This window comes from Pokkaliibacter sp. CJK22405, assembly GCF_046614695.1.
Taxonomy (GTDB): domain Bacteria; phylum Pseudomonadota; class Gammaproteobacteria; order Pseudomonadales; family Balneatricaceae; genus Pokkaliibacter.
In genome coordinates, this window is record NZ_JBKKHQ010000001.1 from 341,892 (window position 1) to 368,340 (window position 26,449).

Sequence of the window (26,449 nt, forward strand, 5' to 3'; positions counted from 1 at the left end):
CTTCGGGTGGCTTTTTAGTTTGTGTCTGTGCGCGGCTGACAAATGCATAGCAAAAGTTATAATGCGCGTTGTTTTTTACTCGCCTAGGCAGATCAATGGAACTTAGCAAATCCCAGATCAACGACTTCAATAAGCTGCAAAAGCGCTTACTTCGCTCAATGGGCGTCGCCATCACTGAATTCAATATGATTGAAGACGGTGACCGCATCATGGTTTGCCTGTCCGGCGGCAAAGATAGTTACACCCTATTGGAGTTACTGCGCCTCCTTAAGCAGTACGCGCCCGTTTCTTACGAGTTGGTCGCAGTTAACCTTGATCAGAAGCAGCCCGGCTTTCCTGAGCACGTCCTTCCCGCTTATTTGGAAGCGATGGATATTGAACACTTGATCGTTCAGGAAGATACCTACAGCATTGTCAAAGAGAAGATTCCTGAGGGTAAAACAACCTGCTCGCTCTGCAGTCGCCTTCGTCGCGGAATTCTTTACAGCACAGCTGACAAGCTGAAGTGCAATAAAATTGCACTGGGCCATCACCGCGATGACATCATCGAGACAATGTTCCTTAACATGTTCTTCGGTGGAAAAATGAAGTCCATGCCACCAAAGCTGGTGAGCGATGATGGTAAAAATATGGTGATTCGACCTCTTGCTTATTGTCGTGAGAAAGACATAGCCAAGTACGCCAGGCTCAAAGAGTTTCCTATTATCCCATGCAACCTCTGTGGCTCTCAGGAAAACCTGCAGCGCAAGTCAGTCAAGGAGATGCTACAAAAATGGGACAAGGAGCATCCCGGTCGTATCGAAACCATTTTCACCGCCATGGGAAATATTGTTCCTTCACATATGACAGATACCAGTCTGTTTGACTTCAGCTCCCTGAAAGCCGATGGCACCCCTCGTGCAGATGGTGACAAGGCGTTCGATCCACCGACCTTCCCGGCCCGTGATTTGAGCGGCCAGCAAATTGATGATAGCCGTGCCATCAGTGCTGTTGCGATTCACGAATAACCAAACGCACCAATCAGGCATTAAAAAAGCAGCTATATGCTGCTTTTTTGTTTGCTATCCGACTCAGTGAAACTCACTGGTAGTAAGCATTTTCCTTCACACTGTGATCAGTCACATCACGAACAGCGGCGAGACCGGCAACCTTCTCCACCAGCGTTTTTTCAACGCCCTCTTTCAAGGTCAGATCAACAGCGCTACAGCCCTGGCAGCCACCGCCAAAACGAAGAATGGCAACTTTACCTTCAGACTGATCTTCGATACGAACCAGACTCACTTCACCACCGTGACTTGCCAGACCGGGGTTAATTTCTGAGTACAGAATGTAATTGATCTGATCTTCCAGCGGGCTATCAGGACCCACTTTAGGCATTTTGGCATTAGGTGCCTTAATGGTGAGCTGACCACCCATGCGGTCTTTAGCGTAATCCACCATGGCTTCTTCGAGGTAAGGCAGACTGTTTGGCTCCACATAAAGGCGGAACAGACTGTACTCAGTGACTTCGTCAGTAGGAATGACTTCCTCCGGACGGCAGTACGCCAGACAAGTCTCCGCATAAGGAGTACCCGGCTGAGTTACGAAAATGCGCACTGCCATTCCTTCAACAGCTTGTTTTTCGAGAAGGCTGGCCAGGTATTCCTGTGCGCTTTCGGTCACGGTCAACATACAATCACCTTAAATACCGGATGAGGTTATGGTGCATATCTTAAGGCACCAAAGTCGATTTATAAACCCTACTACAAAACTCAGGTTTTATCTTTTTTCGTCTCTGATATGACTCTGTTAGACTAGCCGCCCACCCCGTGCGGATCCTTCAGTAATGCCATCTCCACGCCGCAGGCATGTGATCTCTCCCCGAGCCATTAAACGCTATAAAACCCTCTTGGGTTTGGGGCTTCCTATCATGGCTGGCATGCTCTCTCAGAGTCTGATGAATCTGGTTGACAGCGCGCTGGTGGGCCATCTTGGCGAGATCCCTCTGGCAGCCGTGGGGACTGGCAGCTACCTGCAATTCCTGGCAACGGCCTTCATTATGGGCCTTACTTCAGCTGTACAAGCGAACATTGCCCAACATAAAGGCGCTGGTGATAGCCATCTTTTTCCACGTATTTTCGCAAGCTCCCTGCTTCTGGGTCTCCTTGTTGCCATTCTGATAAGCACAACATTTATTTTCTGTGCAGCCAGCCTGAGTCAGTGGGTAGCGGCATCCTCTGAAGTTGCTCATGCCACGGAACCCTATCTTTTCTGGCGCCTGATCGGGCTGCCGGGAGTCGTCATCAGTCTGGCGGTTCGAGGTGTGCTTCATGGAACGCAGAAGCCAACGGTTTTTTTGTTCTGGCTGGCTCTCTCCCATCTGTTAAACGCTTTACTAAGTTGGACGCTTATCTATGGCAAAGCAGGAATGCCCGCGCTGGGGGTTGAAGGTGCGGGACTAGGAACCACTCTTGCTGTTTACTTTAGCGCTGCCGGGCTATTCATTAGCCAGTCAAAGCACTTATTACATCCTCTCCCCAAGGTAAACGAGTGGCTTAACCTGAAACTTTTTTGGCAGCTGGCAAAATACTGGATACCCCAGAGCCTGCAGCAACTTTCACTCTCTCTGTCTCTGGCTGTTTTCTTTACTATCATCGGAACATTGGGGAATGCCGATCAGGCAATCGCACACGTATTGATCAACCTCTCCCTGCTTTTGATTCTTCCGGGTGTGGGTCTGGGAATGGCGAGCACGACACTGGTCGGTCAGGCTATTGGTCAGGGAGAAATCAAAGACGCTTATCGTTGGGGCAAACAGTCGGTCAAGCTGGCTTCCATAATTTTACTGGTACTTGCCCTGCCCTTGATCTGCTTCCCCGAACGCATTCTGGATCTTTTTCTGGATAGTCCGGAATTAATCGCTATTGCTGCTCCACTGCTGGTTCTGACCGCCTTGATGATGGTCGCGGATTCAGCTTCACTGGTATTGAACCATTCGCTTTATGGCGCCGGAATCGGACAATTATCAATGTGGATCGCCATCACTACCCAATGGGGCTTTCTACTGCCTTTGGCGTGGTTTGCTGGCCCTATTCTGGGCGGAGGACTCCTCGGCATCTGGGTGGTACAGTTTCTGCAGCGAGGTTTAAACTCGAGTCTTTATCTCTGGATCTGGAAGCGTCAGCACCGGCGTTCTTTTTCCTGAACTAACCCGTCAATCAGGCTAAGGAAGTTTCCCTGATGGAACAGCACCTGGTTTACTCGTTTTTTCTGATCTTCGCTGGCGCCGCGGTACTGGCTTCAGTAGCACTTTATACCCGACAACCTTTACTCGTGGCCTACATTGCCCTAGGCGCCGCTTTTGGCCCTTATGGGTTTGGCTGGGTTGCCGACATCCAGCTGCTCGATGAAATAAGCCATATCGGCATCATATTTCTGCTATTTCTGCTGGGGCTGGATATGCAGCCCTCGCACCTGCTGCATATGCTCAAAAAAGCAACGCTTGTCGCCATATTGAGTTCATTTGCCTTCGCTCTTCTGGGCTACTCAGTATCGATGGCCTTTGGGTTTACCACGCAGGAAGCCATCATTATTGGGCTTGCCATGATGTTTTCCAGCACCATTATCGGCATCAAACTTTTACCTACCACCGTTCTGCACCACAAGCATACGGGTGAACTCGTCGTTGGCTTGCTACTGCTTCAGGACGTTATTGCTATTATCGTACTGCTCGCCATTTATGCGCTGGATAACAAGCAAGGTGGCTCAACGACCTGGCAGTACTTGCAACCACTCATCGCTTTACCGGTGATGATTGCCTTTGCCTATGGCTTCGTTCGCTTTGTATTGCTCAAACTGATTCAGAAGTTTGACCGCTTCCATGAGTATATTTTTCTGGTCGCCATTGGCTGGTGCCTTGGCATGGCTGAAGGCGCTCAGTTCATGGGGCTATCGGCTGAAATGGGTGCATTTACAGCGGGCGTTGCATTGGCGACAAGCCCAATTTCTCAGTACATTGCCACGAGCCTCAAACCCCTGCGCGACTTCTTCCTGATACTGTTTTTCTTCTCGATTGGTGCCAGTTTTAACCTTGGGCTCCTGCCGGTCATTATCCTGCCGTCGCTTGTTATGGCAGCAGCAGTTCTGCTACTCAAGCCAGTTATTTTCCGGGGATTGCTTGGGCGAATCAGTCAGGACAAGACCACCGCCTGGGAGATCGGCTTTCGCCTGGGGCAAGTCAGTGAGTTTTCCCTGCTGATTGCCTATCTCACCACTGATCTGAAAATGATTGGGATTGAGGCGTCCCATGTGATTCAGGCAACCGCCATACTCACCTTTCTGCTCTCTTCCTACATTGTGGCATTCAACTTCCAATGCCCGATTGCCATTCCGGACCGGCTACGCCGCGACTGACTTCATCAAAAATTGCCTCAGCTTGTCAGCCTACGAACCACCTGATACTGTACATATAAACAGTATCAGGTGATTTTCCCATGGCTGATGTCTTCTTTCGCCAAACTCATGCACAGCTCAGCTCAGACCATCGCCAGATCAAGCATCGCGGTGCGACCTATAATCCTCAGAACCGTTTTGCAATACAGCAAGCTGAGGCAATTGATGATGGCTGGTGGCAAGAGGAAGAGCGCCCAGGCATCGCCACACAGGTAATGCTGGAGAATGCCAAAAGTATTATTTCCAAAAACACATCCCCCGATATTCCTTTCAGTCAGAGCATTAACCCCTACCGGGGGTGTGAGCACGGCTGCATCTATTGTTTCGCCAGACCCAGCCACGCTTATTGGGATATGTCGCCCGGCCTGGATTTTGAAACACGACTGATCGCCAAGCCCAATGCGGCGCAGTTGCTGGAAGAGACTTTCCGTAAACCGGGATATGAGTGCAAAAGCATCGCTCTTGGCGCCAATACTGATGCCTATCAGCCTATCGAAAGTCAGCACGGTATCACTCGTCAGCTGTTGGAAGTACTGCAGCGCTATCGCCACCCTTTTTCCATAGTGACCAAAAGTGCACTCATTTTGCGGGATCTCGATATTCTGGAAGCGATGGGGAAAGACCGGCTGTGTTCTGTCTTTATCAGCATCACCACGCTGGATGATGACCTTCGCAAACGCATGGAGCCCCGAGGCAGCACTGTAACCGCGCGACTCAAGGCGCTCGAGCGGCTATCCAGTGCAGGAATCTTCACAGGAGTAATGTTTGCTCCGGTCATCCCTGCCCTCAACGATGCAGAACTAGAGCTCACGCTTAAAGCCGCCGCCGATGCCGGAGCCAAAAGTGCTGGCTATGTACTACTCAGGCTACCTCATGAAGTCAGCCCGCTCTTCAGGGACTGGCTGGCAAGTCATTATCCCGGCAAAGCTCAGCATGTAATGAGCCTTGTCCAGCAAAGCCGACATGGGCAGGACTATGACTCACGTTTTGGAGAGCGTATGAAAGGTCATGGGCAATTTGCAGAGTTGATAGCCAAGCGTTTTCGACTCGCGACTCGCCGGTTTGGTTTAAATCAGCAGAGATTAGCCTTGGATACCTCACAGTTCACACCTCCCGGCCAAATGAGCCTTTGGTGACTTTGTTAACTTTGCAAGGACGGCACTGCCAGCAGTTTATTTTCCACTTGGCAGCGCTGATCAGTGACTAGCGCTTAAAGCGCTTTACCGCCTCGTGGACGGGGGTTTCGCCGTCGGTAAGTTCAATAACTTCGCGTGTGATCTCCGGGTTATCAATTAATGAGGCGAGAAAACCTGCGACATTTCCTCGGGCCACACTGCCATAAGGGATAGCCATCCCGGCATTAACGGCACCATTTCCCTCTTCGGAAACTAAAGTCCCCGGACGCACGATGACCCAATCCAGAGAGGAAGCGGCAAGCACTGTATCAGCCTGACGCTTAGTCGCCATGTAATGCTCGAAACCCTCTTTGCGCGGCTTGTCTCGCCCCGCATCCATAAAAGCTGAAACCAGATAGAAGCGTTTACAACCTGCCACTTCTGCCGCTTTCACGGCTGTCGCTAAAGCTTTGCCATCAATACCAGTGGTACGGTCGGCGCCGCTGCCTGCGGCACCAGCAGAAAATACAATCACCTCATGCCCGGTAACGGCCTCTATCATTGATTCGGTGGTGACAGCCATCAGATCCATCTCAACCGCATGAGCGCCTTGGCTCTGAAGCTGCTGCGCTTTTTCTGATGAGCGGCTGGTACCGCTCACCTGATGCCCGTTAGCAATTAATCGAGGCACCAGACGAGAGCCCACCCCCCCTGTGGCGCCGATAACAAATACCTTACTCATTAGACCTCCCAGTCCTGATGGTTTCATCAAACAGTTTTTATTGCCTCGTTCTGACATAAGGGCAACAGGGCTGGATTTCACTCAACACTGTATTTCAGCGAGAAGGGATCAGTTTCCATACCCGCTCGAGTGACGGCACTTTGCCTTTGAGACCTCCTTCCACCTCCACTGCTGCCAACTCCGTTAACAGGAAATCCGCCCCGTAAAGCGCGTCAACCATGGAAGGATGAACAGCAAAGGGTGGCCCAGGAATGAGTTGCTGGTCATATTCATACGTAATGAGAAGTTGCGACGCTTTTTCACTCAGCTGACGGACCTGTTCCACGTAACGGGGTCGCATGGCATCAGGCATGGCCACACAGGCCGCGCGATCATAAACCGCATCGATGGGACCAATACGCGCAGACGTTAGCGAAAAGAGATCCCCTTGCCAGATACTCAGGCTGCCTGAGCGGTAAAGCGTATGATGATCCACCTGTTGCACTTCGGGATCTAACATGTGCTCCTGAAAAAACGCCTGAACCGCAATATCACTGAGTTCAACACCGACCACATTTAGCCCACGTGTAAGCAGCCAAAGAAGATCGACACTCTTGCCACACAAGGGCACCAATACCGTTTGCCCCTCGGCCAGACCCAGCTGATCAAAATGCTGAACCAGCAGAGGATTTACTGCTTCATTGTGAAAGCCGATCTGGTTCTTATCCCACTTGTCATGCCAAAACGCATGTTCCACCGTGCATACTCCAACGTACTGACTCAAAGCCATATCAACAAAAAAGGCTGCTTGATAAGCAGCCCTAGTCTTCATTTGCAGATTAGCGTGTGGCCGTTCGCATGGTCACAAACTCTTCTGCAGAGGTGGGGTGAATACCAATCGTACTGTCGAAGACAGCTTTGGTTGCCCCGGCTTTAAGAGCGATGGCAATTCCTTGAATCAGCTCGCCAGCATCGGCACCGATCATATGAGCACCCACCACCTTGTCAGTAGCCTTATCAACAATGAGCTTCATCAGGCAACGCTCATCGCTGCCGCTCAGGGTGTGCTTCATAGGTTTAAATTCAGAGACAAAAACGCTGATATCAGCATACTTCTCACGAGCCTGCTCTTCTGTCAGCCCTACAGTACCAATATTCGGATGGCTGAAAACTGCCGATGCCACGTTGGTGTAATCAGGCACAGGACGTCCTTCACCGTAAAGATGATGAGCAAGGAAAGTCCCTTCCGCGAGTGCCACCGGTGTCAGCTGAATCCGATCGACCACATCGCCCAAGGCATAGATGGAGGGGACATTAGTCTGGAAGCAGTCATTAATCTTGATTGCGCCCTTGTCGTCCAGCTCAACACCTGCTGACTCAAGGCCCAGTTTGGCCGTGTTAGGTACTCGGCCTGTGGCATAGAGCACATGAGAAGCCGACATTTCCTGACCATTATCCAAACTCAGCGTGATTTTGCCGGGCGAGCCACTCAAGGCCTCCACATCGGTATTGAAGTGGATTTGCACCCCTTTCTTTTTCATTTCAGTCGCAAGGTACTCACGGATTTCCTGATCAAAACCTCGAAGGAAAAGATCGCCGCGATACAACAAATGCGTTTCAGCACCCAGGCCCGCAAAGATGCTGGCAAACTCAACGGCAATATAACCACCACCGACAATTACGATCCGGCTGGGGAAGGATTCGATATCAAAAATCTCGTTGGAGGTCAGTGCCAGCTCTTTGCCCGGAACGTCCGGCACAAAAGGCCAGCCGCCCGTCGCAATCAGAATACGCTCTGCAGTGTAGCTCTGGCCGTTCACTTCCACTGAGTTTGGGCCGGTGACCTGGCCACGACCATCGATCAGTTCAACGCCGGCATTGCCAAGCATCTTGCGATAGATGCCATTGAGACGACTGATTTCTTTCTTCTTGTTGTCACGCAGGGTTGGCCAGTGAAAGTGGGGCTCTGCGACCTGCCAGCCGAAGCCTGCAGCATCTTCAAAATCATGGGAGAAATGGGCCGCATAGGAGTAAAGCTTCTTGGGAACACAGCCTACGTTCACACAAGTGCCTCCCATGTAACGGTCTTCACAGACAGCAACGCGAGCGCCGAGACCTGCAGCCATACGCGAGGCACGTACACCACCGGAGCCAGCGCCAATCACAAACAGGTCATAATCAAAGTTACTCACATTGCTCTCCTTTTACCGAATTTCTGGCCAGTTCTTAAGGCTCGGCTCTCACTGATACAAGCGATGAATCAGCATCACCACTCACTCAAGCACCCGACACCCTGAGACAAAAGTTCCAACATTCTGCATGGAAAAATGCCTTTGGTGAAATTAGCCCTCTTTATCAATGATATAGTTAGACCCCATAAGGACATTTCAAGCATTCAGAACACGACAGGAACCTCATGAAGACGGCTCCCCTATTTCTTGCAGCACTACTTAGTAGCAGTCCATTTCTGGCAGCGCAGGCTGCAGACGCCCCTGCCAAGCCTCTTACCAAAGAGCAGCAACAGGCAAAAGATAAAGTCAGTGCGGGTGATTTTGCTTTGGCCCGTAAGGATTTTCAGACAGCCCTGTCTATCTATCAGGAAGCCGCCACACTGGGCGATCCTCAGGCTGAGGCACGAATGGCGGACTGGTATCTAACCAAGACGAAGGATGCTCCGGACTACGCCAACGCCCTGCCATGGCTTCAACGTGCAGCCACCGGGGGTGTTGCCAAAGCACAGGCTGACCTTGGTGAGATTTTACTTTTTGGGTTTGGAACGAAAAAGGATCCTGACGCCGCATTTCGCTGGTTTTCCCAGTCTGCCGCCACCGGCAATGCCAAAGCCGAGTTCAATCTTGGCTTGATGTACCAAAATGGCATTTCGACTCCCGCTAGTGTTGATAAAGCAGAAAAACTCTTTCTTTCATCCAGCAAACAAGGCGTTATCAAGGCTGATTATGCTCTTGGTATGCTTTACTACCAGCAGAAAAACTTCACTCAAGCGTTTAAGCACTTCTCTAAAGCTGCTGATAAGGGCATCACCAGCGCCCAGTTTAATGCGGCCGTTATGGCATTACAGGGCGTGGGCACCAAGCCAAACCCTCAGCAGGCAGCGACCTGGTTTAAGGCCGCCGCAGAGCAGAAGCATGAAGGCGCCATCATGAATCTGGCCTCTCTGTATATGCACGGTGTAGGTGTTAAGAAGAACCCGGCAACGGCTTACGCCCTGTATCAACGAGGGGCCAATCTCGGCAACGTGGATGCCGCGATGCAGCTGGTGGAAATGCAGATCACAGGCAGCGGTACGCTCAAGCAGCCCGAAAAGGCTCTTAAGACCCTGAAGGCATTAGCCAAGAACAACATCGCACCTGCTCAATACCGGCTGGGGCAACTCTATCTGCAGGGCGAAATCGTTGATCAGGATACCGAAGAAGCGGTGAGCTGGATCTCTCGGGCTGCCGAGCGTGGTATCGCCGATGCGCAATTTACCCTGGGACAAATGTACGGCTCTGGTACACAGGTACGTAAAGACCCTGAGCAAGAATATCGCTGGTACAAGATGGCTGCCGATCAGGGAATGCCCGCCGCTCAGTACAATATCGGCTGGATGACAGCGAAAGGCGAAGGCACTGAGCAGAACTATGAAGAAGCCTTTAAGTGGTACAGTCTGGCATCTCAGCAGGGCTTTGCCCGGGCTCAGCTGAATCTGGCGATTCTTTATCAGAATGGTCAGGGCACTAAGCGTGATATCGCCAAGGCTATCGAGCTTTACCGGTTGGCCGCCAAGAACGGCGATGAAGATGCCCAGAATATTGTGAAGCAAATCAATGAACAGTACCCACCGGGAACGCCCTTGCCTAAATCCTGAGGCTTAGCGATAACTCAGTTTTTCTCTCCCAATAAAAAACCACCCGAAGGTGGTTTTTTATTTTTCTCAACTGAGGGGATTGGCGATACCGTTTCAGGTCAGCCTACTGCCGGGCCTTGCTGCGCGGCCTCATCCTCGATTTTAGTCATATCCTGAAGTGGGCGTTTGCTCCAGTAGCTGGCAAGCAGCGAACCAGAAACGTTATGCCAGACGCTAAACAGCGTTCCGGGCAACGCCGCCATAGGAGTGAAAAACTTCACTGCCAGCGCCGTTGCAAGACCTGAGTTCTGCAGGCCAACCTCGAAGGCGATAGTGCGGCAGACTTTGGTATCAAAGCCAAGCAGGCGCGTTACCCAATAGCCAAGCAACAAGCCGATAGAGTTATGCAGGATAACTGCGACCGCGACAGGCAGGCCGATGTCTGCCAGCTTGTCAGCGCTCAGAGCAACCACGGTCGCGATAATCAGAACGATAGCGATCATGGAAACATAGGGCAAAGCCGGCAGTGCCTTATGAATCCAGCGTGGAGACAGTGCATTGACCACCACCCCCAGAGCCACCGGCACAAACACAATTTTAATCAGGCTCATCAGCATGCCCATCACCGGCACATCCACTGACTGTCCAATCATGGCGCTGACAAGCACTGGCGTCAGCACCACACCAATCAGGGTGCTAAGGGCTGTCATGGAGATCGACAGTGCGACATCACCTTTCGCCAGATAGCACATGACATTGGATGCCGTTCCGCCAGCGACACTGCCGACGAGCAGCATGCCAACAGTAAGCTCCGTATCAAAGCCCATCAGGTGAGCAACCAGCCAGGCAGCTACTGGCATGACGATAAATTGCAGAAGGACACCCACACCCAACGCCTTGCCATTTTTAGCGACATTGATGAAGTCACGTGGACTAAGGGTAAGGCCCATCGCCAGCATAATTACAGTGAGTAGTGGGACGATCTGAGCCTTAAGGTCAATAAAAAGACCCGGCATAAAAAAGGCCAGCAATGAGAGCAGGATTGCCCATAAGGGGAAAAGCTGAAGGATCATGAATTGACTCCGTAGATCAGGAATAGGTCCATTCGTGCTGGATTCCAGTCAAAACAATGATCTGGCCAGCCATTCTTGTTGTCATTTTTTGAATGAGTAGCGTTGCAAACGCGGGATACGCGAGGCTGGTTCGACAGTTCAAGTGCAGCCCGGATCTTCGATAGCACCTGTAACGTCCTGTTGGTCGAAATCAGTCATTGAACGCCGGGATCACCGGCGGGCGTTATTGGTAACACATGTTAACAATCAGAACAATGGTAGCGTTAACATCAGTCTGATGCTCTGGATTAATTACTCTCCCCTAAAACAAAAAAACCGCCAGTGAGGCGGTCTTTTTCAGGGTGTGGAGCATCTAGAAAAGTTCTACATCACCCTCTTCCATATTTTGCTGGCTCACAGGCCGATACTTATCCCGCTCTTTGGACTGACTGTGATACTCCTGACACTCCACAAGAATGTCTGCGCTTGGCTTGTTCTTGCCAGCCAGTGCGCCACCCATCTGACTCAGATTGGCCACATGGGTTTCAGCCACACCCAATGTCTGGGTCGCGATATCCTCAAACTGCAAGGATCGAACCGCGGCATCCACCGCATCGGAAATACTGCCCTCAATACCCGCCACCCGTTGAAGATGGGTATTCATCTGCTCATTAAGAAGACGAATATCCTGCAGCATTTTGCTCATGGAGTCCTGCTTCTCCAGCGCCACGGTGGTATCACTGCTGGACATCCGCTCAACGTTGCTTCGCAGCGTCGCTATGGTTGTCCGGGTGTCATTCACTCGTTGGCGAATCTCGCTGTTTAGCTTGGCCGAACTGACTGACAACGAACGCACTTCATCGGCAACCACCGCGAAACCACGCCCTGCCTCACCGGCACGCGCTGCCTCAATACTGGCGTTCAGTGCCAAAAGGTTAGTCTGCTCTGCCAGCTTCTCGACGTTCTCCAGCAGCTGGAAGATTCCATCGAGTTTGCCCATCATTTCGTCGATATTCTTGACCGTCATCTGGCTGTGTTCAGCGATATGCGACAACGCAGTGGTCAGATCCTCAAACACCGCCGCAACCTGATGAGTAAAGCTGCCGATGCTGCCGCCCTGCCCCTGACCACTGGCGGAAAGCGCGGTTTGCAGCACTTCACGCTGATGGGAGGTCAGCTCATTAAGTTGATGAAAGCTGCTATTAAGGGTATGCACCGCATCACCAATCAGGCTTTTAACACGCGTTACCTCCTGGCCAATCAGTGAGGCCTGAGCGGTAAAAAGCGGCGAGAAGGTACTGAGCTCATTGGCAGCAGAGGCTGCTGATGCGGGTTTATCACCCGCTTTGATGCCAGAGGCTTTCTCTTTGCCAGACTGTTCTTTCGGACGCTTGTCCTCAGCTTTTTCGCGTACAGTCTCTGCGTCACCCGTCACTGGCCCGATAAACAGCATGACAAGAGAAATGATTAACGCCAGCCCCACACAGGCCTGGCTTATCCAGCCAGGAACAGCGAGGTTCATGACGGCTAAAGATGCCACCAATAAAATGGCAGACACTAATGCAGCAGCGCGAACCTTCATAACCTCTCCTCTTTCAATATCAGAAAGCCAGTACCTTCCAGGGCCTAGCCTGCTTTAATTCCCTGCCAGTGCGAGACCACGGCTTTGGCCATTTCTTCCAGCGATACCACCCGCGTTGCAGCGCCAATTTTGACGGCAGCCCCGGGCATTCCCCAGACCATGCTGGAACCTTCATCCTGAGCGAGGGTAAAGGCGCCTTTCTTACGAAGCTCAAGCAAACCTTCTGCCCCGTCTCGCCCCATACCTGTGAGAAGCATGGCACTGATTCGGGTCACGTCCAGTGCTAACAGCGACTGAAACATGACATCCACCGATGGCCGATGCAGGTTGACGGGCTCGGACTGAACGACCCGGCACCACAGCTTCCCGCCCTGGCGCTCAATACGCAGGTGAAAATCCCCCGGGGCAATATAGGCATTCCCCGGCTCCACCAACTGATTATTCTTTGCCTCATGCACGCGAATACGGCAGCACTTATCGAGGCGATTGGCAAAGCGTGCGCTGAATATCGCAGGAATGTGCTGGGTGATCACGATAGGAGGAGAACTCTCAGGCAGCGCCATCAGAACATCCTTGATAGCTTCTGTGCCGCCGGTCGAGGCACCGATCGCCAGTAGCTGGGTATTCTGCAGCTGTTCAGGACATTCCCAGCGATAAAGCGCTGTCTCCGCCAGTTTTTTATTACGCAGCACATGGCGCTTGGAGCTGGCCGCCACCTTAAGCTTGGAGTTCAGCTCCAGAGTGAAGCGCTCAAGAAAACTGGGATGGCTCATCCGGGGTTTGGCCAGACAATCAATAGCACCGATTTCCAGTGCTTTCATGGCGACATCAGCACCTTCGGTTGTCAGTGTCGATAACATGATCACCGGCATGGGCCGCAGGCGCATCAGGTTTCGCAGAAAAGTCAGGCCGTCCATTTTCGGCATTTCGACATCCAGGGTCAGGACGTCCGGATTGTAAAACTTGATCAGCTCACGAGCTTCATAGGGGTCGGCGGCTTCCGCGACCCACTCAAGCTCGGGGTCTTCCTGAATGATGCTTTTCAGCAAGCCTCGAATTGCTGTCGAGTCATCAATCACCATTACTCTGATCTTGGCCATGGGCGCTTTCTCACATCTGAGCGGATACAGGGCTTTTAATAGCGTTTGCGGTATATCGTCTTGCCAATCAGTTCAAAGCGGTCGGTTAGCCTCCCCGGTGCTTCCGAATGTCCGACAAAGAGCAGACCACCGTCTTCCAGACTGTCAGCCATATGGTTGAGCAAACGCTCTTGTGTTGCGTTATCGAAGTAGATCATCACATTCCGGCAAAAGATAAAGTGCATCGTCGCGCCAAGATCCCAATGCTTGATGAGATTGATAGCGCGAAAGTCGATAAGATGACGCAACTCATCCTTCACCTTCACCTTGCCGGATTGCCCGCCTTTCCCACGCCAGAACCAGCGCTGGCGCAAATCCGCCGGTAAGTCCAACACCTGCATTTCATCGTAGACACCGTCTTCAGCACTTTTCAGCACCCGGGTATCAATGTCAGATGCAGTGATGCGTATATCCCACTGTCGGGTATCAATCCGCGGATGGCTTCGCAAAGTCATGGCTAGCGTGTAAGGCTCAGCACCAAAGGAGCAACCCGCCGACCAGGCACGAATCTGATGACGCCCCCGCGCATGAAACTGGGGAATCGTGTGCTGTTGCAGGTAGTCAAAATGATGCTTCTCACGAAAGAAGGCCGTGAGATTGGTCGTCATCGCATTGATGAACTGAACAAACTCATCCGCATCCACTCGCAGCAAGGCAACGTAGGCTTTGAAAGAGCCCAGTTTTCTGTCTCTTAACCTTCTGGCCAGCCGGCTGTAGACCATATCCATTTTGTAATCTGCCAGCTGGATACCGGCATGGTCATAGAGCAACCGGCGCAGCTCATCAAAATCGCTGCGCTCAAGGGCAAACTCATGGGCACGAGGCCCATGAGCTGAAGGCGGCTGTCCCTTGCCAGCAGGGGGCTGCTGATCTGTCATGCTTGCTCCTACCGCTTGGGAAATGGCAGTAGCCAAGATCAGAACTCTTCCCATTCATCATGGGCTTCCACTTTCATTTTAGGCCGCTCGACGGGCTTCTCGGTGACAGCAGGCTTGGCTGCTTTGGGCTTTTCATACTTGGGCGAAGCACTCAGCGTACTCGCCTTTCTGGCAGCGGGAACATGTGGGGCGTGCATCAAGTCATCGTCCATCTCCCCAAGTTTGAAGAAGCTAACCAGCGTCTGCAGCCCCTGGGCCTGAGAAGCCATGGACTCTGATGCCGCCGCGACTTCCTCCACCAATGCCGCATTTTGCTGGGTGCCCTCATCCATCTGTGTGATAGCGACATTGACCTGAGAAATACCGGTCGCCTGCTCCTGGGAGGCAATGGCGATTTCGCTGATGATTTGGCTCACGCGCTCCACCGAATCAATGATCCGCTGTAATGACTTACCGGACTCATCCACATAGGAAGCCCCTTCGGCCACGGTTTTCACGCTTTCATTGATGAGCTGCTTGATCTCTTTGGCGGCTGTAGCACTGCGCTGTGCCAGGCTGCGCACCTCTGAAGCCACCACCGCAAAACCTCGGCCTTGCTCACCGGCGCGGGCAGCCTCAACGGCTGCGTTCAAGGCCAGCAGATTGGTCTGGAAGGCAATCTCATCGATAACACCGATGATGTCGGAAATGCGCGAGGATGACTGGCTAATTGACCCCATGGAAACCACGGCTTTAGAAGAAATGCCGCCACCCTCTTCTGCCAGTTTTTTGGCTTCGGCAGCAAGCAGACTGGCTTCCTGAGCATTATCGGCATTACGGCGCACTGTGCCGGTCATCTCCTCCATACTGGCAGAGGTTTCCTCGATACTCGCCGCCTGTTCCTCAGTGCGCTGCGACAAGGTCACGTTACCTTGAGCAATTTCAGAAGCGCCCGCCGTAATGGTGTCGCCAGCGGCCTTGATATCCATTGCCAGCTGGGTGATGCGTTCCATGGAGGAGTTCAGTGCATTACTGACTTCAAGGAAGTCGCCTTTATACACCCCTTCCATCCGCTGATTCACATCCCCCTGAGACATGGAGATCAGCACACGACGTACCTCACTCATGGGCTCGACCACCGCATCCAACAGCTTGTTGATGCCCCCGGCGACATTGCCCATAAAGCCTTCATATTCTTCAGGCTTCAGGCGCTCATCCAGCTCACCCTGGGAAGCGCGCGCAATCAGGTCTTCAATCTGACGTTCGGCGCGCATCTGCTCAGTGACGTCTTCCCATTCAACGACTGTTCCCAGACGGTTACCGCTTTCATCATTGACGGGATTGGCCGTGAGGGAGAAATTACGCCCGCCCACAGCGATTTTGGTGCGAAAGGTCGTACTCAGTGCAGAAAGCATCCGGCGCTGATGGGAAGGATCTTTATGGAAAACATCGATATTAGCCCCCACCAGTGTATCCACATTGAAATGCGGCAAATCCCTGCGAATCTGGCTCTCGGCACGCTTCAGCATGGTATTCACAGCACGGTTGCAGTAGATGATGATGTTGTTCTCGTTGGCGAGCATCACGTTCGAGGTCACGTTATCCAGTGACTGCTTGATACGTGTCATCTCATTATTGCGCTCAGTCGCATAGGCGATCTCAAAACCGAGTTTCGTACCCAGCGCTTTCAAACTGCGTTTTAGTGCACCAATTTCACCGGACTGCATGGTGTCAATTTCGCGGTAGTAGTCTCCCTCCGCGACTTCAGTCATCGCCTGAGCGATTTCATTGATGCCTTTGACCTGACGGGTCATCAACTGATTAACGCGGAAGGCAAAAACACCCAACGACAGGAAAACCACGGCCTCCAGCCATTCAGGCGGCAGCAACTCGACAGTGGCAATAGTGATAACAATGGCCAGCACAACCACAGCCGCAAGATTGATATACCACTGCTTCATAAGATTTTTGGAGAGCACATCCTTGGGATTGGTCAGGGTTGCCGATCCCTGACGGATTCGTGAAAAACGTGTTTCTGTCCCACGAATCTGCTCATCCGTCGCCATAGTGGCCACATAGATGTACTCCGTGACCCGGCCATTAGTCGTCGCAGGCACCACATTCACCTTGAGCCAGGCTTCGCCTCCGGACTTGGTCTGAATTTTGGTCACGCCCTCCCAGGGGCGGCCCATTTGCAGGCTGCTCCAAATTTGCTCGTACAATCCGGCCGGAACATCAGAGTGACGAACCAGCTCCATGCTGTTGCCCATCAGGGATTTGGCGTCATAGCCTGTCACCTGACAAAAGCCCTGATTCACATAGGTCAGATTTCCCTTGAGATCGAGGCGAGCGATGATCTCATTCGTTACCATCCGGTTTGCTTCCGGAGTTTGTGTCTTGTTGTTTGTCATAGATAACCCCCGGTCGGTATCACTCAATCAGATCATCAATCGCCAGTTCGGCAGAATTCAGCAATTTGTCGACATCAAGCAGCACAATCATCTTGTTATCGACGGAAATCAGCCCACGAATAAACTCGGCATCAATCACATCCCCGACGTGCGGAGCAGCATGAATTGACGCAGGGTCAACGGCATAGGTTTCTTCAACAGAGTCGACCACTATCCCCATCACACGGGTCTGATCACCACTGTTCACCTTGAGGATGACCACGACAGTTTGCGGGCCATAGTCGCGCTCCATCAGTGCAAACCGTGTGCGCAGATCGATAATCGGAATAATGGTGCCGCGAAGGTTCAGCACCCCCTTCAGATAGCGCGGTGAATTAGGGATCTTGGTCACCGGAGTCCATACCCGGATTTCCTGTACCCGCAGGATATCGACGGCATATTCCTCATCCTCCAGACGAAAAGTGAGAAATTGCTCATGATCTGTGCCCAGTCCGTTGGCATCTTGCCGATCCAAGGATGTCGCCACTTGTGACATGGTCTGTCTCCTGCTCCGACCTTAACTGACGGCTTTAAGTGAAGGCTGTGCCAGAGCTTCCCGGCACAGGCTGGTAATATCGATAATCAGGGCAACGCTGCCATCACCGAGGATAGTCGCGCCCTCAACGCCGATGACTTTCTTGAAGTTAGCCTCCAGGCTCTTCACCACCACCTGCTGCTGGCTCTGAAGCTCATCAATCAGCAAGCCGACTTTGCGACCGCCAGCATCAACGATCACCAGCAGTGGCTTCGCACTTTCTTCAATACCGGTGTTGCCAAAGAAGCGCTGAATATCAACGAGAGGGATGTAGTCCTGGCGGAACTGATAAAGGCAGCGGCTACCGGCAATTTTGTTGATATCGGCCTGGCGCAGCTGGATAGACTCAACAATGGAAACCAGCGGAATGATGTAAATCTGATCGCCAACACGAATGAGCTGTCCATCAAGAATGGCGAGAGTCAGTGGCAGGCGAATCGACAGCGTGGTGCCCTTGCCAATCTGGGAATGAATACTGATATCACCGCCCAGTGATTCAATGTTTCTACGCACCACATCCATGCCAACACCACGGCCGGAAATGTCGCTGAGTTTGGCGGCGGTGGAGAATCCGGGCATAAAAATCAGCTGGCGAAGATCATCATCCGTCAGGTTCTGCTCTTCGCTGATCAGCCCTTTTTCAATCGCTTTGCTGCGAAGTTTTTGTGGATTAAGCCCGCGGCCATCGTCGGTGACTTCAATCAGGATGTGTCCACCCTGCTGGCTCGCCGATAATGAGACCGTACCCATCTCAGGTTTACCCAGTGCGATACGCTCTTCGGTCGGCTCAAGGCCATGGTCCAGCGAGTTACGAATCAGGTGAACCAGAGGATCGCCAATCTTCTCAAGGACGGTTTTATCCAGCTCGGTCTGTTCACCGAAAATGACCAGCTCCACCTGTTTACCCAACTGCTTGCTGACATCGTGTACCAGGCGCGGAAAGCGATTGAATATCGAGGCAATCGGCATCATGCGGATGCGCATCACCTCCTCCTGCAAGTCGCGCATATTGCGCTCAAGCAAGGAGAGATTAGCGATCAGCTTTTCCATGGCGGGGTGATTGACATCACTCATTTCAAAACTGACCTGGCCCAGCATGGACTGGGTGATCACCAGCTCACCGACGCGGTTAATCAGTGCGTCAATCTTGTCGATCCCGACCCGAATAGAACTGGCCGCTTCAGCGGATTTACCTTTAGCTGGTGAAGCCGATTTAGTAGCCGCTGCTGCTGGGGCTTTACCCTCTTCAATATCGCTTTTTACCACCGTCTCCGGTGTGGTGTTATTAACAGCCACGGCAGCCGATGGCACCGACGCAGAGTTGTCAGTAATCTCTGCCACAGGCGCTTCGCTAACCTCTTGCTTCTCAGTGGGGGCAGAATGACTCGCCTCTTCCGAAGTGTCGTCTGCAGCCACAACAGCATCAGCGTGGGTATTGTCTAACGGCGTGATAATCAGTGCGCAGTCATCTTCAACCCATTCAAAGATCTCGCGAATATCGGACTCGGCACACTCGCTGAACAAGCGCATTTGCCAGCGCAAATAGCAGGACTCAGGGTCAAACTCCGCCAGACTCTCAGGCCAATGACCCGAGACCTCATCAACATGCAGTTCACCCAATGAGCGCAGAGCATCAATTAAAAAAGCAGGGTCATTGCCGGTCTGTAAAAGATGGGGCTCGGGAATAAAAGTAATGTGAAAACCTGAAGGGCCAGCGGCTGAGCCATCTCCCTCTGAGCTGCCACCTTCCATTGCCGGCGTCAGTGTGTCGCTGTTGTCATCCGTTGAGTGAGCAGAACCAGCGCCTCCATCCAAAAGCTGCTGCATCCGCGCTTTCGAGGCTTCAATTTTCCCTGTCGCTTCATCGCCCAGGCCATCAAGGGACTCGAGCATGAGGCGGATACAGTCTGCAGACTGAAGCAGTGCTTCGGTGACGTCTGAGGTTACGGGCCGTATACCCGCACGCATCTCATCCAGCAGTGTTTCTGCCAGATGGGTGTAATCACTGATCTCACTGAAGCCGAAGGTTCCGGCACCTCCTTTAATAGAGTGAGCCGCCCGAAAAATGGCATTGAGTTCATCCGGATCATCACTCTGCTCCAGATTGAGCAAGCGAGATTCCATGAGTTCAAGGCCTTCCAGGCTTTCCTCGATAAAGGTCGGGATGAACTGTTCGAGATCAATACTCATGGCGCTTAACCCACGACGCGCTTAATGGTGCTGATCAGCGTATCCGGGTTGAAGGGCTTCACCAGCCAACCGGTGGCACCGGCGCTTTTCCCCTTTTGCTTCATGTCGGATGAGCTTTCTGTGGTGAGCATCAGAATGGGCGTGAACTTGAAGGCGGGAAGCTTGCGAAGCTCGGCGCAGAGGGTAATACCATCCATGATTGGCATGTTCACATCCGTCAGCACCAGATCGAACTTATTACCCTGAATTTTGGACAGTGCATCACGGCCATTATCGGCTTCGGTCACCGTATGGCCTTGTTGCTTTAGCGTGAAGCTCACCATGCTTCGAAGGGATGCGGAATCATCGACTACGAGGATAGAAGGCATAGGATTTCTCCAGATGAAAGCATGTGGGTTTGTGATAATCGCTAAAGTCGTTGTCTTATAGTTTTACTGCGATTTCCTTGTCAGATGACGTCCGCAGAGTCGGCTGCGTCAGTGTGCTAATGCTGCAATACCGAGCATTTGTGCCTTATCGCCAATCACGTTCTGATGATCAGCGCTGAGCGTCAGTGTCTTCCCTGAACCTTCGCAGTAATGCTTAAGCCCCAGAAGTAATTGCAGGCCAGCGCAATCCACCATCGCGACCGATGCGCAATCGATCTCAATAGAGGAAGCGTTCTCTAACAGGGGAATCAGCACTGACCAGGTTTCAGCCACATGGCTGATGGTCAGCTGTTCAGGAAGTTGTGCTGAAGCATGGCTCATGGTGGTTCCTTGCACTTTGCTGTGACCCAGATCAGACGACTTGGAGAGAATGTCTCATGTTGTTTTGCTTCCTGCTGGCCTCAACCCGGTTAAGACTTGCATCCATTAGAAGCTGCTAATACAAGGCGTCTGATCGCCGCTTAAAACCTGCTACTCCCTAAACATAGTGGAGCTAATGGAAGTTGCAAAAATTATTATTGTCTTGATTGTCACGATATACTCAATATATATCAAAAGAACATTAAATAAACAGGACAAGCAATTTGGCGTCAACAAGGTGAAATTATGGCGCCATCCCTCTATATCCCTATGTTTTGCAACACTTTCCCCTAGGAATATCCCTACAAGGAAAAGCTACAATCCTTGATGCTCGACATTGATAAGCATGAATAAAATTCAGTTAGCCCTTCTTGAGAATGCGTAAAGCGTTGTAGTGGATGAGTTCAGGAGCCTTTGCCGTTATTATTGGCGCCTTCTGCGTTAGTCCCTATTTCAGCGTTACGGATGCATAAAACTCATGAATCACGCACCTCTTACCCATCTTGGCGATATGCCGATCGAGACTTTTCTCAAGGAGTATTGGCACAAGAAGCCCTGCGTTATCCGTAATGCCCTGCCGGATTTTGAGCCACTACTGAGTGCTGATGAGTTAGCAGGTCTGGCTTGTGAGGAAGAGGTGGAATCCCGTCTTTTGATCGGTGAGCAACAGGGACACTCCTGGCAGCTGAAGCATGGACCATTCGATGATGACGCCTTTGGCTCATTGCCGGAAAAAGGCTGGACGTTGCTGGTTCAGGCCGTGGATCACTGGCTGCCTGAAGCCGCCGATTTTCTTGATAAATTCCGTTTTGTGCCTTCCTGGCGCATGGATGACCTAATGATCAGCTATGCCGTTGATGAAGGTGGTGTTGGCGCTCATTACGACAACTACGATGTTTTCCTGGTGCAGGCTGAGGGAACGCGCCGCTGGGAGTACGGCGGTCTGTTCGATAGCCACAGTGAGCTGAAACCTGACCTGCCCGTTAAAATTATTGCGGATTGGGCGCCTGAAGAAGTGGTTGAACTGAATGCAGGCGACATTCTTTATCTGCCGCCCCGTGTCGGCCATAACGGCACCGCTGTTGGCGATGACTGCATCACCTATTCCGTAGGTTTCCGCGCTCCGTCAATGCAGGAAATTCTTCGCGACTACACCGATTATCTGGGTGAGCGTATGCTTCCCGAACAGCGCTATGCCGATGCCAATCTGGCACTTCAGGCCAACAGCGGCGAGATTTCTGCAGCAGCTATCGCTCAGCTCAAAGCCCAGCTGATTGCTTCTATCGAGAAGGAAGAGAATCTCGCTCAGTGGTTTGGTAAAGCAATGACAGAGCCTAAGTACGCCGAGATTGATCCGGCTCCTGAAGAAGAAATGGATGCCGAGACCCTGGTTGAAATGCTGCAGGAGGGAGCGGTTCTGCGCCGTACCGAAGGCTGCCGTTTTGCCTGGACAGCCGTAGGTGATGGCGGTGTCACACTCTTTGCCGATGGCGCTTCTTTCCCTTGCCCTCCAGCTGCGGTCAGCTTTGTACAAGAGCTTTGCCATCAGCGTGAACTTGAAGGCGCGAAGCTTGTTGCACTACTGAATGACCCCGCAGCTCAGGCCATGCTGCAGATTCTGTACAACCAGGGTTCCCTCTACCTGGAAAATCTGGACGGCTGAACAGGGCCTAAGCGCTGTTGAGTATTGATCAAAACGCCCAAGGCAGCAGCTTTCCGGGCGTTTTTTATTGCCTGACAACACCAGAAATGCCTCACACTCAGTCTTATTACACTCGTGAACACGTCTGACTTTGGCCTAAAGTCGTACGCTGCAACTGCACAATGAACTATTACGCAGCAACGAAACAAAACCGCTGATTTTTCCTCAGGGAAAAATACTACCTTCCCAAAAGCGCTTTCTAATCATGCGTTTAGCAGGCTTACTTCAGCTGTTTTGCGGTGCAGCGAGGCGAGTAATTCGTTCATGGGTTTTTTAGATCATTTTCTGCTATCAAGGTCTGAATATATTCCTTGTAAGTTCTTAAAAAGATAGCGTCAAAAACCCGTTGAATATTACCTTGTCAAACTCCCACTCAAGCTATAAGCCACGCCAGTGCTCAATTCTTAGCCACGTAAACCTGCTCAAATCTGTAGTCTGACTACAAGGAAGTATCTTCTGGCAAGGTAGTCTCCCTACCCTTTTGCTGCGTCGCGGAAAATTACTTTGACGGTCTTTTCAGTCACCACCATGATTGCCTCAACGGGTTCGCCCTCCTTCGCATCTCACGAAGACAGGGCCTCAGGCAAGCTACCCACTCACCTGAGCGAATCGGACTTAACCTGGCCGCATAGAGACCCAACCGAGATTCACCTGCATCGCAGACCAATAATTACAAAGAATCGAGGTCCTGATTATGACCGCTCAACAACCCCTGCACAGTCTGACCATGACAGGCCCTATGAAAACGGGCTACGAAACCATCCTCGACCGCGACGCCATGGCTTTTCTTGGCGCGCTGGTTCAGGAGTTTATGCCACGCTATAACGAGCTGATGGAGCTTCGTCATCAGCGTCAACGAATGGCCGATGAAGGCGTGCTTCCACACTTCGACAAGGAAACTCAGGACATCCGTGAGAGCTATTGGAAAGTGGCGCCGATTCCTGAAGACCTGCTGGACCGCCGTGTTGAAATCACCGGGCCGGTTGAACGCAAGATGGTGATCAACGCCTTAAATGCTGACGTGAATGTTTTCATGGCAGACTTTGAGGATGCCCAGTCTCCCACCTGGGATGGCATGATCGAAGGCCAGATTAATCTTCGCGATGCCAATCGCGGCACTATCAGCTACACCCATCCTGAAACCGGTAAAGAGTATCGCCTGCAAGACAAGCCCGCGATGCTGATTACCCGGGTTCGCGGCATCCATTTGCCAGAGAAGCACATGCGCCATAAAGGCCATGCGATTCCCGGCTGCCTGATGGATTTCGCGCTCTACTTCCATCACAACCTCAAGGCTCGTCAGGAACGTGGCACCGGTATGTACTATTACCTGCCCAAACTCGAAAGCCATCTCGAGGCCGCCTGGTGGAGTGATATTTTCCACTTTACTGAGCACTACTACCGCGTGCCTACCGGCACCATCCGCGCGACGGTGCTGATTGAAACACTGCCTGCGGCGTTTCAGATGGATGAGATCCTCTTCGCCATGCGCGACCATATCGTCGGCCTGAATTGCGGACGCTGGGACTATATTTTCAGCTACATCAAGACCCTTCGCCGCCATGGTGACCGTGTCCTGCCTGATCGTGAAAGCGTCACTATGAGCCAGCCTTTCCTGGATGCTTACTCACGCCTGTTGATCCGTACCTGTCACCAACGCGGCGCCTTTGCGATGGGCGGCATGTCGGCCTTTATTCCCAATAAGGATGAGGCCGTGAACCAGCAGGTCATGGAGAAAGTGCGTCAGGACAAGCAGCGCGAAGCCCGTAATGGTCATGATGGCACCTGGGTTGCTCATCCGGGCCTTGCCGGACTGGTCCGTGAGGTCTTTGATGAGGCTCTCGGCGAGCATCATAACCAGCTTCATGTGAAGCGTGACAAGGATGAACCCATCACCTGTCGTCATTTGCTGCAGCCCAGTGAAGGTGAGCGCACCGAGCGTGGCCTTCGCTCCAATATCCGAGTGGCCCTGCGCTACATCGCCTCCTGGCTTAACGGTAATGGCTGCGTGCCGATCTACGGGCTGATGGAGGATGCTGCCACTGCCGAGATTTGCCGCACCTCCATCTGGCAGTGGATTCAAAATGAAAGCCAGCTCAATGATGGCCGCACTGTTACCGTGAGTCTTTTCCGCCAATGTCTGCGCGAAGAATCAGCGATTGTTCGTCAGGAAGTCGGTGAGATGGCCTGGCAAAGTCAGCCTTACGATAAGGCTCTGACCCTGCTGGATCAGCTGACCACGGATGACCATCTGGTGGAATTCCTGACCCTGCCCGGTTACGTCCTGCTGGACTAACAAACCGGATTAACGGCTGCATCCCGGCAGGTGCAGCCTTCCCGAACCTGACCCTTTGCGGATTGCCAGGAGCAATGCGCCAGAAAACTGCGCCCTAAAACCTTCGCCCTGAACCTTTGCGGTCAGCTGTATTGAGCGACTCTTTGACTGAAGGTTGTGACGAAAACAACGATAAAAATGAGGTAAACGCCATGAAACCGAATCGCCAGGAACAAGTACAACAAATCAAAAACGACTGGGAAACCAACCCGCGCTGGGAAGGCATCTACCGTACCTATTCTGCTGAGGATATCGTGCGCCTTCGCGGTTCTGTTACTCCGGAGCTAACACTGGCTCGTCAGGGTGCAGAAAAACTCTGGGAACTCGTCAATGGTAAAGCGCGTAAGGGCTATGTTAACTGCCTCGGCGCTCTGACCGGCGGACAGGCCATGCAACAGGTGAAAGCCGGTATTGAGGCCATTTACCTTTCCGGATGGCAGGTCGCGGCAGATAACAACTCCTATATGGGCATGTTCCCTGACCAGTCACTCTACCCTGTTGACTCGGTACCCAATGTGGTCAGCCGCATTAATAACAGCTTTCGTCGCGCCGATCAGATCCAGTGGCAGCGCGGTATTGAAGCCGGTCATCCTGACTACATCGACTACTTCGCGCCCATCGTGGCGGATGCAGAGGCCGGTTTTGGCGGTGTACTGAATGCGTTTGAACTGATGAAGGCGATGATTGAATCCGGTGCTTCAGGCGTACATTTTGAAGACCAGCTGGCATCCGTCAAGAAATGCGGTCATATGGGTGGCAAGGTGTTGGTGCCTACACAGGAAGCGGTTCAGAAGCTGGTGGCTGCCCGCCTTGCGGCCGATGTATGCGGTGTTCCCACCCTGATTCTGGCGCGCACTGACGCTAACGCAGCCGACCTGATAACGTCAGATTGCGATGAGTACGACCGTCCCTTTATCACCGGAGAGCGGACAGCTGAAGGTTTTTACCGTACCAAGGCAGGACTGGATCAGGCCATTGCACGCGGTCTGGCGTATGCACCCTATGCCGACATGATCTGGTGTGAAACTGCGAAGCCTGATCTGGAAGAGGCGCGCCGCTTTGCTGAAGCCATTCATCGCCAGTATCCCGGCAAGCTATTGGCCTACAACTGTTCACCTTCCTTTAACTGGAAGAAAAATCTCGACGAAGCCACGATTGCGCGCTTCCAGGCAGAACTGTCTGAGATGGGCTACAAATACCAGTTCATCACGCTGGCAGGTATACACAACATGTGGTTCAACATGTTCAACCTGGCACATCAGTACGCTCAGGGCGAAGGCATGAAACACTATGTGAATATGGTTCAGGAACCTGAATTTGCAGCGGCCAGCAATGGTTACACCTTCGTTGCTCACCAGCAGGAGGTCGGCACCGGCTACTTTGATGATATTACCACCGTGATTCAGGGGGGCGTTTCCTCCGTCACTGCGCTTAAGGGATCAACCGAGGAAGCCCAGTTTGCCTGAGCACATTCTGTCGACCAGCATGGCGCAACGTCTGATAGTTAGAATGCGCCTTACTGATCAGATGTCAGGTTAGTCACCACCTACGACTTTAGACGTACAACTGGACAAATTGATCCTGTTATCGTCTGTCATATTCGTGACAAAGCTTGGTTCACTCTGCATTTTTAAGGCCCCAGATTGGGGCCTTTTTTTATTCACAGAGATTTACGAAACCTCAGGATTTGCTCAAGGCCGCATGG

Annotated in this window: 21 protein-coding genes; 8 read left to right on the top strand and 13 right to left on the bottom strand. The window is 52.2% G+C overall.

Features of this window, described 5'->3' with window-relative positions; genetic code table 11:
- The first annotated feature begins 95 nt into the window (after nt 1-95).
- Complete coding sequence (ttcA, locus tag ACKC9G_RS01570) at nt 96-1,007, top strand: tRNA 2-thiocytidine(32) synthetase TtcA (RefSeq protein WP_411403175.1); 912 nt, start codon at nt 96-98, stop codon at nt 1,005-1,007.
- Between the two features lie 73 nt (nt 1,008-1,080).
- Here ttcA and nfuA read toward each other — a convergent pair whose 3' ends face one another.
- Entirely contained in the window at nt 1,081-1,671 is a 591-nt protein-coding gene (gene nfuA / locus ACKC9G_RS01575; RefSeq protein ID WP_411403176.1) for a Fe-S biogenesis protein NfuA, read from the bottom strand.
- Nucleotides 1,672-1,825: 154 nt separating this feature from the next.
- Between nfuA and ACKC9G_RS01580 the strand changes: the two genes are divergently transcribed.
- The 3 genes from ACKC9G_RS01580 to ACKC9G_RS01590 all read left to right on the top strand — a co-directional run bounded on the left by ACKC9G_RS01580 (nt 1,826) and on the right by ACKC9G_RS01590 (nt 5,567).
- On the top strand, nt 1,826-3,184 hold the full coding sequence (locus tag ACKC9G_RS01580; RefSeq protein ID WP_411403177.1) for an MATE family efflux transporter: 1,359 nt from the start codon (nt 1,826-1,828) through the stop codon (nt 3,182-3,184).
- Between the two features lie 35 nt (nt 3,185-3,219).
- Nucleotides 3,220-4,392, top strand: coding sequence for a cation:proton antiporter (locus tag ACKC9G_RS01585; RefSeq protein ID WP_411403178.1), 1,173 nt, complete (start codon nt 3,220-3,222; stop codon nt 4,390-4,392).
- Nucleotides 4,393-4,472: 80 nt separating this feature from the next.
- Nucleotides 4,473-5,567 (top strand): PA0069 family radical SAM protein, encoded by a 1,095-nt coding sequence (locus ACKC9G_RS01590; RefSeq protein ID WP_411403179.1) that lies wholly within the window; start codon nt 4,473-4,475, stop codon nt 5,565-5,567.
- Between the two features lie 67 nt (nt 5,568-5,634).
- Here ACKC9G_RS01590 and ACKC9G_RS01595 read toward each other — a convergent pair whose 3' ends face one another.
- From ACKC9G_RS01595 to gor, 3 genes are all read right to left on the bottom strand, one after another.
- Nucleotides 5,635-6,288 carry an NAD(P)H-binding protein gene (locus tag ACKC9G_RS01595; protein ID WP_411403180.1) on the bottom strand — a complete coding sequence of 218 codons (654 nt, stop codon included), beginning with the start codon at nt 6,286-6,288 and terminating at the stop codon, nt 5,635-5,637.
- A 94-nt stretch (nt 6,289-6,382) separates the two neighbouring features.
- Nucleotides 6,383-7,024, bottom strand: coding sequence for a thiopurine S-methyltransferase (gene tmpT / locus ACKC9G_RS01600; protein WP_411403181.1), 642 nt, complete (start codon nt 7,022-7,024; stop codon nt 6,383-6,385).
- A gap of 82 nt (nt 7,025-7,106) precedes the next feature.
- Nucleotides 7,107-8,459 carry a glutathione-disulfide reductase gene (gor, locus tag ACKC9G_RS01605; RefSeq protein WP_411403182.1) on the bottom strand — a complete coding sequence of 451 codons (1,353 nt, stop codon included), beginning with the start codon at nt 8,457-8,459 and terminating at the stop codon, nt 7,107-7,109.
- Nucleotides 8,460-8,683: 224 nt separating this feature from the next.
- Between gor and ACKC9G_RS01610 the strand changes: the two genes are divergently transcribed.
- Nucleotides 8,684-10,135, top strand: a complete 1,452-nt coding sequence (locus ACKC9G_RS01610) for a tetratricopeptide repeat protein (RefSeq protein ID WP_411403183.1) — start codon at nt 8,684-8,686, stop codon at nt 10,133-10,135.
- 98 nt (nt 10,136-10,233) lie between these two features.
- On the opposite strand, the gene ACKC9G_RS01615 is transcribed toward ACKC9G_RS01610, so the two are convergent.
- The 9 genes from ACKC9G_RS01615 to ACKC9G_RS01655 form a co-directional block, all read right to left on the bottom strand.
- Entirely contained in the window at nt 10,234-11,187 is a 954-nt protein-coding gene (locus tag ACKC9G_RS01615; RefSeq protein WP_411403184.1) for a bile acid:sodium symporter family protein, read from the bottom strand.
- Nucleotides 11,188-11,539: 352 nt separating this feature from the next.
- On the bottom strand, nt 11,540-12,748 hold the full coding sequence (locus tag ACKC9G_RS01620; protein WP_411403185.1) for a methyl-accepting chemotaxis protein: 1,209 nt from the start codon (nt 12,746-12,748) through the stop codon (nt 11,540-11,542).
- Nucleotides 12,749-12,792: 44 nt separating this feature from the next.
- A complete protein-coding gene (locus ACKC9G_RS01625; RefSeq protein ID WP_411403186.1) occupies nt 12,793-13,848 on the bottom strand; it encodes a protein-glutamate methylesterase/protein-glutamine glutaminase in 1,056 nt (351 codons plus the stop codon).
- A 35-nt stretch (nt 13,849-13,883) separates the two neighbouring features.
- Nucleotides 13,884-14,765 (bottom strand): CheR family methyltransferase, encoded by an 882-nt coding sequence (locus ACKC9G_RS01630; RefSeq protein WP_411403187.1) that lies wholly within the window; start codon nt 14,763-14,765, stop codon nt 13,884-13,886.
- Nucleotides 14,766-14,803: 38 nt separating this feature from the next.
- Nucleotides 14,804-17,116, bottom strand: coding sequence for a methyl-accepting chemotaxis protein (locus ACKC9G_RS01635; RefSeq protein WP_411403188.1), 2,313 nt, complete (start codon nt 17,114-17,116; stop codon nt 14,804-14,806).
- Nucleotides 17,117-17,174: 58 nt separating this feature from the next.
- Nucleotides 17,175-17,690 carry a chemotaxis protein CheW gene (locus ACKC9G_RS01640; protein ID WP_411403189.1) on the bottom strand — a complete coding sequence of 172 codons (516 nt, stop codon included), beginning with the start codon at nt 17,688-17,690 and terminating at the stop codon, nt 17,175-17,177.
- 21 nt (nt 17,691-17,711) lie between these two features.
- The gene (locus ACKC9G_RS01645) at nt 17,712-19,919 is read right to left on the bottom strand and encodes a chemotaxis protein CheA (protein WP_411403190.1); all 2,208 of its coding nucleotides are present in this window, start codon (nt 19,917-19,919) and stop codon (nt 17,712-17,714) included.
- A gap of 5 nt (nt 19,920-19,924) precedes the next feature.
- On the bottom strand, nt 19,925-20,287 hold the full coding sequence (locus ACKC9G_RS01650; RefSeq protein ID WP_411403191.1) for a response regulator: 363 nt from the start codon (nt 20,285-20,287) through the stop codon (nt 19,925-19,927).
- A 108-nt stretch (nt 20,288-20,395) separates the two neighbouring features.
- Entirely contained in the window at nt 20,396-20,668 is a 273-nt protein-coding gene (locus ACKC9G_RS01655) for a lipid asymmetry maintenance protein MlaB (protein WP_411403192.1), read from the bottom strand.
- 517 nt (nt 20,669-21,185) lie between these two features.
- Between ACKC9G_RS01655 and ACKC9G_RS01660 the strand changes: the two genes are divergently transcribed.
- From ACKC9G_RS01660 to aceA, 3 genes are all read left to right on the top strand, one after another.
- Nucleotides 21,186-22,370 (top strand): JmjC domain-containing protein, encoded by a 1,185-nt coding sequence (locus ACKC9G_RS01660; RefSeq protein WP_411403193.1) that lies wholly within the window; start codon nt 21,186-21,188, stop codon nt 22,368-22,370.
- 733 nt (nt 22,371-23,103) lie between these two features.
- On the top strand, nt 23,104-24,705 hold the full coding sequence (gene aceB / locus ACKC9G_RS01665; RefSeq protein WP_411403194.1) for a malate synthase A: 1,602 nt from the start codon (nt 23,104-23,106) through the stop codon (nt 24,703-24,705).
- 191 nt (nt 24,706-24,896) lie between these two features.
- Nucleotides 24,897-26,210, top strand: a complete 1,314-nt coding sequence (aceA, locus tag ACKC9G_RS01670) for an isocitrate lyase (RefSeq protein ID WP_411403195.1) — start codon at nt 24,897-24,899, stop codon at nt 26,208-26,210.
- Nucleotides 26,211-26,449: the final 239 nt, after the last annotated feature.

Coding starts and splice junctions, on each gene's coding strand:
- ttcA (WP_411403175.1), top strand. CDS start 96: ATGGAACTTAGCAAATCCCAGATCAACGACTTCAATAAGCTGCAAAAG.
- nfuA (WP_411403176.1), bottom strand. CDS start 1,671: ATGTTGACCGTGACCGAAAGCGCACAGGAATACCTGGCCAGCCTTCTC.
- ACKC9G_RS01580 (WP_411403177.1), top strand. CDS start 1,826: ATGCCATCTCCACGCCGCAGGCATGTGATCTCTCCCCGAGCCATTAAA.
- ACKC9G_RS01585 (WP_411403178.1), top strand. CDS start 3,220: ATGGAACAGCACCTGGTTTACTCGTTTTTTCTGATCTTCGCTGGCGCC.
- ACKC9G_RS01590 (WP_411403179.1), top strand. CDS start 4,473: ATGGCTGATGTCTTCTTTCGCCAAACTCATGCACAGCTCAGCTCAGAC.
- ACKC9G_RS01595 (WP_411403180.1), bottom strand. CDS start 6,288: ATGAGTAAGGTATTTGTTATCGGCGCCACAGGGGGGGTGGGCTCTCGT.
- ACKC9G_RS01610 (WP_411403183.1), top strand. CDS start 8,684: ATGAAGACGGCTCCCCTATTTCTTGCAGCACTACTTAGTAGCAGTCCA.
- ACKC9G_RS01615 (WP_411403184.1), bottom strand. CDS start 11,187: ATGATCCTTCAGCTTTTCCCCTTATGGGCAATCCTGCTCTCATTGCTG.
- ACKC9G_RS01620 (WP_411403185.1), bottom strand. CDS start 12,748: ATGAAGGTTCGCGCTGCTGCATTAGTGTCTGCCATTTTATTGGTGGCA.
- ACKC9G_RS01625 (WP_411403186.1), bottom strand. CDS start 13,848: ATGGCCAAGATCAGAGTAATGGTGATTGATGACTCGACAGCAATTCGA.
- ACKC9G_RS01630 (WP_411403187.1), bottom strand. CDS start 14,765: ATGACAGATCAGCAGCCCCCTGCTGGCAAGGGACAGCCGCCTTCAGCT.
- ACKC9G_RS01635 (WP_411403188.1), bottom strand. CDS start 17,116: ATGGTAACGAATGAGATCATCGCTCGCCTCGATCTCAAGGGAAATCTG.
- ACKC9G_RS01640 (WP_411403189.1), bottom strand. CDS start 17,690: ATGTCACAAGTGGCGACATCCTTGGATCGGCAAGATGCCAACGGACTG.
- ACKC9G_RS01645 (WP_411403190.1), bottom strand. CDS start 19,919: ATGAGTATTGATCTCGAACAGTTCATCCCGACCTTTATCGAGGAAAGC.
- ACKC9G_RS01650 (WP_411403191.1), bottom strand. CDS start 20,287: ATGCCTTCTATCCTCGTAGTCGATGATTCCGCATCCCTTCGAAGCATG.
- ACKC9G_RS01655 (WP_411403192.1), bottom strand. CDS start 20,668: ATGAGCCATGCTTCAGCACAACTTCCTGAACAGCTGACCATCAGCCAT.
- ACKC9G_RS01660 (WP_411403193.1), top strand. CDS start 21,186: ATGAATCACGCACCTCTTACCCATCTTGGCGATATGCCGATCGAGACT.
- aceB (WP_411403194.1), top strand. CDS start 23,104: ATGACCGCTCAACAACCCCTGCACAGTCTGACCATGACAGGCCCTATG.
- aceA (WP_411403195.1), top strand. CDS start 24,897: ATGAAACCGAATCGCCAGGAACAAGTACAACAAATCAAAAACGACTGG.